The sequence below is a fragment of the Idiomarina piscisalsi genome (genome assembly GCF_003987095.1).
Classification (GTDB): Bacteria; Pseudomonadota; Gammaproteobacteria; order Enterobacterales; family Alteromonadaceae; genus Idiomarina; species Idiomarina piscisalsi.
In genome coordinates this window covers 25,415-32,669 of record NZ_PIQA01000013.1, presented here as the reverse complement: position 1 = coordinate 32,669, position 7,255 = coordinate 25,415, and the positions used below count along the sequence as shown (strand labels likewise).

Sequence of the window (7,255 nt, the reverse complement as noted above, 5' to 3'; positions counted from 1 at the left end):
TATGTCGTAAAAGGACGAGTATGGACATTTTTATCGCGGTATTTTTCTTTGCGTTTTCGACCACTATTACGCCAGGCCCAAACAATATAATGATCATGTCCTCTGGTGTTAACTACGGCGTAAAGTCGAGTTTGCCGCACTTTCTCGGCATTTGCTTTGGCTTCCCGGCTATGGTGCTGGTAGTCGGTATGGGTTTTGGTTCCGTACTGGAACAATTCCCGTTGCTGCACCAAATGATTAAAGTTGCCGGGACACTCTATTTGCTTTGGCTCGCCTGGGTTATTGGTTCGCAAACGCCCAAAGCAATAGAAAAGGGCGATCGTAAACCACTGACGTTTTGGCAGGCAGTTCTGTTCCAGTGGGTAAATGGAAAAGCCTGGGTTATGGCAACGGGTGCCGTGGCCGCTTTTACTACAGTCGCAGGTTCTCTTTGGCTAGAAGTTTTTGAAATTACGGCGGCGTTTTTAGCAGTTGCTTTTCCCTGTGTTGGCGTATGGCTGGTTGCCGGTGCCGGCTTGCGTCAACTACTGACCAACCATACAGCACAGCGCATCTTTAATGTTTCAATGGCTCTCCTGTTGGTCTTTTCAGTATTACCGGTCGTATTTGATATCTGGACGTTTTACACAGACTGAACAACTCTTCAAATAACACAAAAATAACATTTACCTAATGCGAAGTCTGTGCTTAACTGAAACTGTACACAGTCGGAAGGACATATGAACGCCATAGACACGCAAGTTACCTTTAATCAGTTAATATCAGAGCTTTCGTCTCGTTTAATTAACAGCGAACCGGCTGAAACCTACGAGTGTATAGAAGAAGTAATAGAAGCATTTGGCAGCTACGCCGGAGCCGATCGATGCTATGTGTTTGAGTTTGACGACGCCGTTGCTAACATGACAAACACTCATGAGTGGGTTCGCGATGGCTTTGAAGCACACATTAACGACCTTCAGTCTGTTGGCATTAACGACCTCCCATGGTTTTTTAATGAAATCAAAACTCACCAAATATTCATTGTTAATGACGTCGATATACTGCCACCTGAAGCCAAGGCTGAAAAACAAGAGTTTCAGCGCGAAAAAATTAAGTCTGTTATCTGTGTGGGCATAGTAGCTAAGCACCAATTACTTGGTTTTGTCGGCTGTGACAGAGTCCAGGAAAAACACAGCTGGACACCAGAAGAAGTTCGCTGTTTAAAATTGGTCGCCAATATTATTGCCAATACGCTAGAGCGGCAACGCACCTACGCAGAGCTTATTCATACTCAGCGTGAACTGGAAAAAGCCAACCGCCTTCTTCATGCCCAAGTCTCTCAGGACGGCTTAACCGGCATTGCCAACCGCCGTGCTTTTGACGAACGTATTCATAACGAGATACAGCGTTCAATGCGAGAGCAGTCGCCGTTAAGCTTACTGATTATCGATATCGACCATTTTAAATCATACAACGATCACTACGGTCACCTACAAGGTGATCAAGCACTAAAGTCTGTTGCTAACGCAATGTTCGATTTATTCCAGCGCAACACCGACTTTGTTGCTCGTTATGGTGGAGAAGAGTTTGTCTCCGTCATTTCAGCAACGGATAAAGAAAAAACGGAAGCTAGCATTAATCATTTACTAGAGTCGGTTCGTGCACTGCAAATACCCCACGAACACTCTGACATTGCACCTTACTTAACCGTCAGCGTGGGTGGCTTTATTCACACACCCAAAACTGGTGACAACATTGACTCTCTAACCGATACAATGATAGCAAAAGCAGACTCAGCACTTTATCGCGCCAAATCCAATGGTCGAAATAAAGGGTATTTAGACGACTAGCGTTATTGTGCTAACTGTTTTTGCAACTCTTTATCATCAACACCTTTAAGTTCTGCCAACAGTTGTTCTGACGTTTCTGTATCGCCCTTTAACGCCAATAACTGTGCTTTTCTGAACTGTGCCCAGTGAGGTTCAGGCAAGTTCTCTAACGACGCTTTCTCCAAATAGTTATTGAGAGCAGTAATGCCTGCATCAATATGACTCTCGGCTAAAACGGCAGTCTTTCCTATCTGATACAACGCCATACTGACTGCAGAACCGTCATCTGAGACGCCATTTACCGCTCTGTCAAACAGCTTGAGAGCCGTATCAAACTCTTCTGCGCGCTGTTTCTGTAGGCCAGCATAAAGCAAAACATCCGAATTATCAGGGTGTGCTGCTATGGTTTCTTCCAGCAGCGACTCTGCTTCAGCCATTTTTTCATGTTTACGAAAATAACCGACTTTCGCGAGCGAACCTTGTGCCGGGTCTAACGCCATCATTTTCTCAATTTGAGCTAATGCTTTTTCGTCGTCACCGCCGGCAATAGAAGGCGCCATTAGGTAAAACTGCATAAGAGCTCTACGGTATTTAATACTATCAGGCTCTAGCTCAACCGCTTTCTCAAAAGAATCCACCGACTTACCGGCGTAGCTCATCGCACTGAAAAAGGCGTTCTGCGCCTGTTGCGCCATCACCACCCCACGGGTATGCCAGGCTTCCGCGTTTTCCGGTTCTTTTTTCACCCACTCTTCAACGCTGTCTTCAGCACTATCGAGTGAGCCATCAGCCAACTGCTGCTGAATGACCTGCTTAGTTTCCACTTCGGCATAAACGCCGGGCGCAAAAATTAATGTTGTAAGTAAGAATAAAAGCCACCTCACGAGAGTTCTCCTTGTTCGTATTTTTGTGACCATAAAAATATAAGCACCGTACCTACAACACCCGGCACTACCCAGAATAACAATTGCCAATGCCCTAAATGAGCCAGCACATGCCGCGCGCCAAAAGCAAAAAACGCTGTATAAACTGCTATACCTGAACCACACATTGAACTTAAATGCTCTATCAGCCAGGCATTCTTCTTAACTGAGGGCGAAAATGCAAAACGCAACATTTGATACACGTTTACTAACCCTAAAATGCCAAAAATAATGTGTAACCAAGGGCTGACAAACTGAATAGCAGGCGTATTCATGCTCTGCCATAACAGCACCAGAGACATCACCGCTAAACACCCAATCATCGATAAATAGCGGAATGTACGCAAGTTATCGCGACTTCGTTTCGACCGCAAAACTACCACTGCGTTCCGAACCGAGGCAAAGGTAAATACAGACAAGAACAACAGTAAAGTCCAAAAGAACCGAATCCCCTCTGTAACGGCGTCAGGTCTTTGGCTATTGGCAATGATGTCCGCTTTAAAATAAGCAGGAGCCACCAGAACCATTACTGACATGACGATAGCCGAAACAGCAACCGTATTCATGATCCAGACATACGCCTTGCCGAAGCGGCGATGATTCAAACCTCCCTTTTTTGTCACTACCGGCACCCAAAATAGTGCCATTGCTATGGCCCCAAACACGATATGTAAATAGAGTAAAAAGCTGTGTAGCGTCAACATAAAAAGCCCTCCTGTTTTTATACAGGTTAGAGCGGTTCAACAGCGTCAGTTAGTGCAAGAAGTCACTTTATGAAACGTGACTTTTGGCCTATTGCGAAAAGAATCGGGTCGGTCATACTAAGACCATGAATATAAAGTCATTAGTTAAAGAATATATCGATAAAGAACAGTGGATAGCGGTGCTCACTTGGGCACTCTTAGCGTCATTTTGCTTGTACCTTTTAGGGCAAAGAGCCTCAAGCCCTTTCTTTAGCGCACATTGGATAATGTCCGCAGCGGCCTTTTTAGGCTTCATTGTCAGCTGGACTATTGCTACCCGTGAAAAACCTTACAAGAACGAGCCATGGCTGCGTCTTGCCCTTATGGTTATGCAACTTGTGGCTATTTATAGCCTTTATTATTTAGTGCCATACAGCTTTGTCGCCATATTGATGACCATTTATGTGGCTCAGTTGCCATATTACACATCTATGCGCAACGCCGTTTTACTTGCTGTTCCGCTGTCATTGCCACTTTGGCTGATTTATCAATTTGTCTGGGACGAAAACTATGCGTGGATATCCGCTCTTTTGTTCTGGGCATTTAATTTGTTTTCGATTGTGACCATGGGCACCCGGCTGAGAGAAACAGAGGCACTTGAACGAGAGCAGGCAATAAACCGGGAACTTCGCGCAACACAAATGTTGCTGGAAGAAGCCAGTAAACAAAACGAACGTACGAGAATTGCTCGTAATATTCATGATTTAATAGGCCATCACTTAACGGCACTTTCTATTAACTTGCAGGTGGCTTCCCGAAAAGCCAGCGATGACCTAAAGCCGACGTTAGAAAAGAGCCAGAGTATTACCAAGTTATTGCTCTCCGATGTTCGTGAAGCGGTTTCCGATTTACGTGACTCTGCAGTGCTGAATATAAAAGAAGCCTTAGAGGCTCTTTCCGGATCGTCGGGTGACAAAACCATTCATGTACTGTGCGATGACAATCTTAATATACAAAGAGTGGATATTGCCGACACGATACTGCGTGTCTCGCAAGAAGCCGTCACTAATTTCTTGAAGCATTCCAATGGAAGTAAGCAAACCTTAGTCGTATCTCGTCAGGGTCACTTGCTTAGCTTGGCAATTAACGACAACGGCAAGGTCCGATCAATTAAAACCGGAAATGGCCTGCTTGGCATAAAAGAACGGGCAGATACAGTCGGCGCAGACCTAAAGATACAGACACAAGCTGACGGCTTTAGTATTCAGTTAACCATACAGGATGAATTATGAGCATAAAGGTCATGCTCGTTGATGATCAAACACTGGTTCGGGAAGGTCTCAACTCGCTGTTGTCTTTGTCTGAAAAAATAGAGGTGGTTGCGCAAGCATGCTCTGGCAGAGAGGCGGTTAGGCTAACGACGGAGAGTGAACCTGATGTAATTCTCATGGATATTCGCATGCCTGACTTGAATGGTATTGAAGCCGTCGGGCTTTTACGAGAAAAAGGCTTCCACACACCGGTTTTAATGCTGACAACCTTTGATGACCACGAATCTATAATGAAAGCCATTCAAGCCGGCTCCGAAGGCTACTTATTAAAAGATGTGTCGCTGGAGGTGTTGGTTGACGCCATTGAAGCTTTAGCCGAGGGTAAAACTTGGCTTCAGCCCGCTATCACTGAGCGTATCGTGCAAGGCCTAAAAGAAAGCAAAGCTCCTGAAGGTGATAATGAACAGACTCTGGTTGAGCCGCTGACAGATAAAGAAATTGCCGTTTTACGGTTAATAGCAGCGGGGCTTAGCAATAATGAAATAGCGGAAAGCTTATTTAAATCGACAGGAACCGTTAAGAATCAGGTGTCGTCACTTATGGCCAAGCTCGGGGTGCGAGACCGCACCCGAGCTGTGTTAAAGGCCATTGATTTAGGTTTATTGTAAGTCAGGCGTTCTTCTGCTTTTCAACCCATTGGTCGACACGACGTTCCAGAATATGCAGCGGTAATGCGCCACCGCCCAGAATGGTGTCGTGGAAGCCACGGATATCAAACTTATCGCCTAATGCTTCTTTGGCTTCTTCACGCAGTTCCAGAATGCGGATCATGCCAATTTTATAGGCCGTTGCCTGGCCCGGCATGACCAGGTAGCGACGAACTTCTGAACGCACCGCGCCTTCAGCAATTGGGGTGTGCTCCTGGAAGTACTTAACCGCTTCCTCTTCAGTCCAGCCTTTAGCATGCATGCCGGTATCCACAACCAAGCGCACCGCGCGCCAGATTTCAGTAGTTAAGCGACCAAAGTCAGAGTAAGGGTCTTCATAAGCACCCATTTCTTTCGCTAACTGTTCTGCATATAAGCCCCAACCTTCACTGTAAACCGTAAAGCCAGCCTGAGTGCGAAACTCTGGTACGGACTCCAGCTCCTGAGCGATAGAAATTTGCATATGGTGACCCGGATTACCTTCGTGATAGGCAATGGCTTCCATCTCATTTTTCGGCATAGAGCTCATGTCCGACAAATGCGCGTAGTAAATACCCGGACGCTCACCGTCAGGCGAACCAGGGTAATAATGCTGGGCGGCGCCATCTTGTTCACGGAAAGGCTCAACCCGTTTCACCACCAAGTCGGCTTTTGGCAAAATACCAAAATATTCAGGCAGCTTTTCGTTAATGTACGCTAAGTACTCACGAGAGTCTTCCAGATACATTTCCGCGCCTTCGTCGTTGTTCGGATAGAAGAACTGCTCGTCAGTGCGGATAAAGGTGAAAAACTCCTGCAAATCACCTTCAAATCCCACTTTATCTTTAATCGCTATCATTTCCTGAGTCAGTCGTTCCACTTCATTTAAACCAATTTGGTGGATCTCGTCTGCGGTCAGGTCGGTCGTCGTATAATTCTTCAGTAAGGCGTTGTAGTAGGCTTTACCGTTTTCCAGGCGATGCACACCAGTTGCTACTTCGTCGGTATTTTCAATATCACTTTCAAGAAAGCTAATAAGCGCTTCGTAACTTGGTCGGAAACGCTCCAATAAGGCTTTACGCACTTCTTTTTCGTATTTGTCAGCTTGTTCAGCGGAGATCGCATCACTTTCCTGAAGGGCGCTGAGCTTGTTTTTAGCATCTTCCAATAAGCTTGAGTCGCCATCTTCATCAAACGGCGCGCCTGAAATAAGCCCTTTAGCTTCTTCAATAACTTCCTCGTAAGCAAAACGTGGGGCACGAACGCCATTCTCAACTTGCGCTTTCGCACGCTGCAATAGCTGCTCAATGGCCGTTGCACCGCCCTTGATACGAGAAATATAGGCTTCCATATCTTCCGCGTCATCCACCCGATGGAAATTGATTAAAAACTGCGGTAAGAAGGTGTGTGCGCCACGCATTTGATCAAATACATAGTCCATGCCACGGAATTCCGCATTACGCTTGGCTTGTTCGTATTGGTAAACCCAAACATCATACGATGTCTGAGCTTCAAGGTTCAGCTTGTCGTAGTCAAAGTTCGCTTTCAGCTCTTCAACGCTATTTTCCAGCCACTGAAGCTGCTTCTTTTCAGCGGCCACGGTCATGTCATCTATGTCACCGTAGCGGTCTTTGCGACCCAAAAAGGTCATTTGAATGGGGCTTTGTTGAAGCTGTTCTTCGTATTTTTCTTCAAACCACTGGTTCAGGCGCTCGGTTTCCGACTGCGCGGTTTGCTCAACCGCCGTTTGTGAATTTTGTTCAGAATTGTTTTGCTGGGGTTGTCCGCAGGCCGTTAATAAGCCCAAAACAGCCAGGGCGACAATGGAATAACGCATAGCAATGTCCTTTATTCTTCTTTTGATGCAGGAAGAAAAACTATAGC

Annotated in this window: 7 protein-coding genes; 4 read left to right on the top strand and 3 right to left on the bottom strand. The window is 45.9% G+C overall.

What is annotated here, in order from left to right; all coding sequences use genetic code 11:
• Positions 1 to 20 precede the first annotated feature (20 nt).
• Both CWI73_RS10955 and CWI73_RS10950 read left to right on the top strand, forming a co-directional pair.
• Positions 21 to 635 (top strand): LysE family translocator, encoded by a 615-nt coding sequence (locus tag CWI73_RS10955; RefSeq protein ID WP_126752817.1) that lies wholly within the window; start codon positions 21 to 23, stop codon positions 633 to 635.
• Positions 636 to 719: 84 nt separating this feature from the next.
• Positions 720 to 1,829, top strand: a complete 1,110-nt coding sequence (locus tag CWI73_RS10950; RefSeq protein WP_126752816.1) for a sensor domain-containing diguanylate cyclase — start codon at positions 720 to 722, stop codon at positions 1,827 to 1,829.
• A gap of 2 nt (positions 1,830 to 1,831) precedes the next feature.
• Here CWI73_RS10950 and CWI73_RS10945 read toward each other — a convergent pair whose 3' ends face one another.
• The gene (locus CWI73_RS10945; RefSeq protein WP_126752815.1) at positions 1,832 to 2,692 is read right to left on the bottom strand and encodes a tetratricopeptide repeat protein; all 861 of its coding nucleotides are present in this window, start codon (positions 2,690 to 2,692) and stop codon (positions 1,832 to 1,834) included.
• Complete coding sequence (locus tag CWI73_RS10940; protein WP_126752814.1) at positions 2,689 to 3,435, bottom strand: hypothetical protein; 747 nt, start codon at positions 3,433 to 3,435, stop codon at positions 2,689 to 2,691. Before CWI73_RS10940 ends, CWI73_RS10945 begins: the two co-directional genes overlap by 4 nt.
• A gap of 125 nt (positions 3,436 to 3,560) precedes the next feature.
• On the opposite strand from CWI73_RS10940, the gene CWI73_RS10935 reads away from it, so the two are divergent.
• Both CWI73_RS10935 and CWI73_RS10930 read left to right on the top strand, forming a co-directional pair.
• A complete protein-coding gene (locus tag CWI73_RS10935; RefSeq protein ID WP_126752813.1) occupies positions 3,561 to 4,706 on the top strand; it encodes a sensor histidine kinase in 1,146 nt (381 codons plus the stop codon).
• A complete protein-coding gene (locus tag CWI73_RS10930; RefSeq protein WP_126752812.1) occupies positions 4,703 to 5,353 on the top strand; it encodes a response regulator in 651 nt (216 codons plus the stop codon). The genes CWI73_RS10935 and CWI73_RS10930 overlap by 4 nt, the downstream gene beginning before the upstream one ends.
• Before the next feature lies 1 nt (position 5,354).
• Here the strand turns inward: CWI73_RS10930 and CWI73_RS10925 are convergent, their stop codons facing one another.
• The gene (locus CWI73_RS10925) at positions 5,355 to 7,208 is read right to left on the bottom strand and encodes a DUF885 domain-containing protein (RefSeq protein WP_126752811.1); all 1,854 of its coding nucleotides are present in this window, start codon (positions 7,206 to 7,208) and stop codon (positions 5,355 to 5,357) included.
• Between the last annotated feature and the right edge of the window lie 47 nt (positions 7,209 to 7,255).

Bases quoted from the DNA above. Each gene is read 5' to 3' on its own strand.
- CWI73_RS10955 (WP_126752817.1), top strand. From the start codon at position 21: ATGGACATTTTTATCGCGGTATTTTTCTTTGCGTTTTCGACCACTATT.
- CWI73_RS10925 (WP_126752811.1), bottom strand. From the start codon at position 7,208: ATGCGTTATTCCATTGTCGCCCTGGCTGTTTTGGGCTTATTAACGGCC.
- CWI73_RS10940 (WP_126752814.1), bottom strand. From the start codon at position 3,435: ATGTTGACGCTACACAGCTTTTTACTCTATTTACATATCGTGTTTGGG.
- CWI73_RS10935 (WP_126752813.1), top strand. From the start codon at position 3,561: ATGAATATAAAGTCATTAGTTAAAGAATATATCGATAAAGAACAGTGG.
- CWI73_RS10930 (WP_126752812.1), top strand. From the start codon at position 4,703: ATGAGCATAAAGGTCATGCTCGTTGATGATCAAACACTGGTTCGGGAA.
- CWI73_RS10950 (WP_126752816.1), top strand. From the start codon at position 720: ATGAACGCCATAGACACGCAAGTTACCTTTAATCAGTTAATATCAGAG.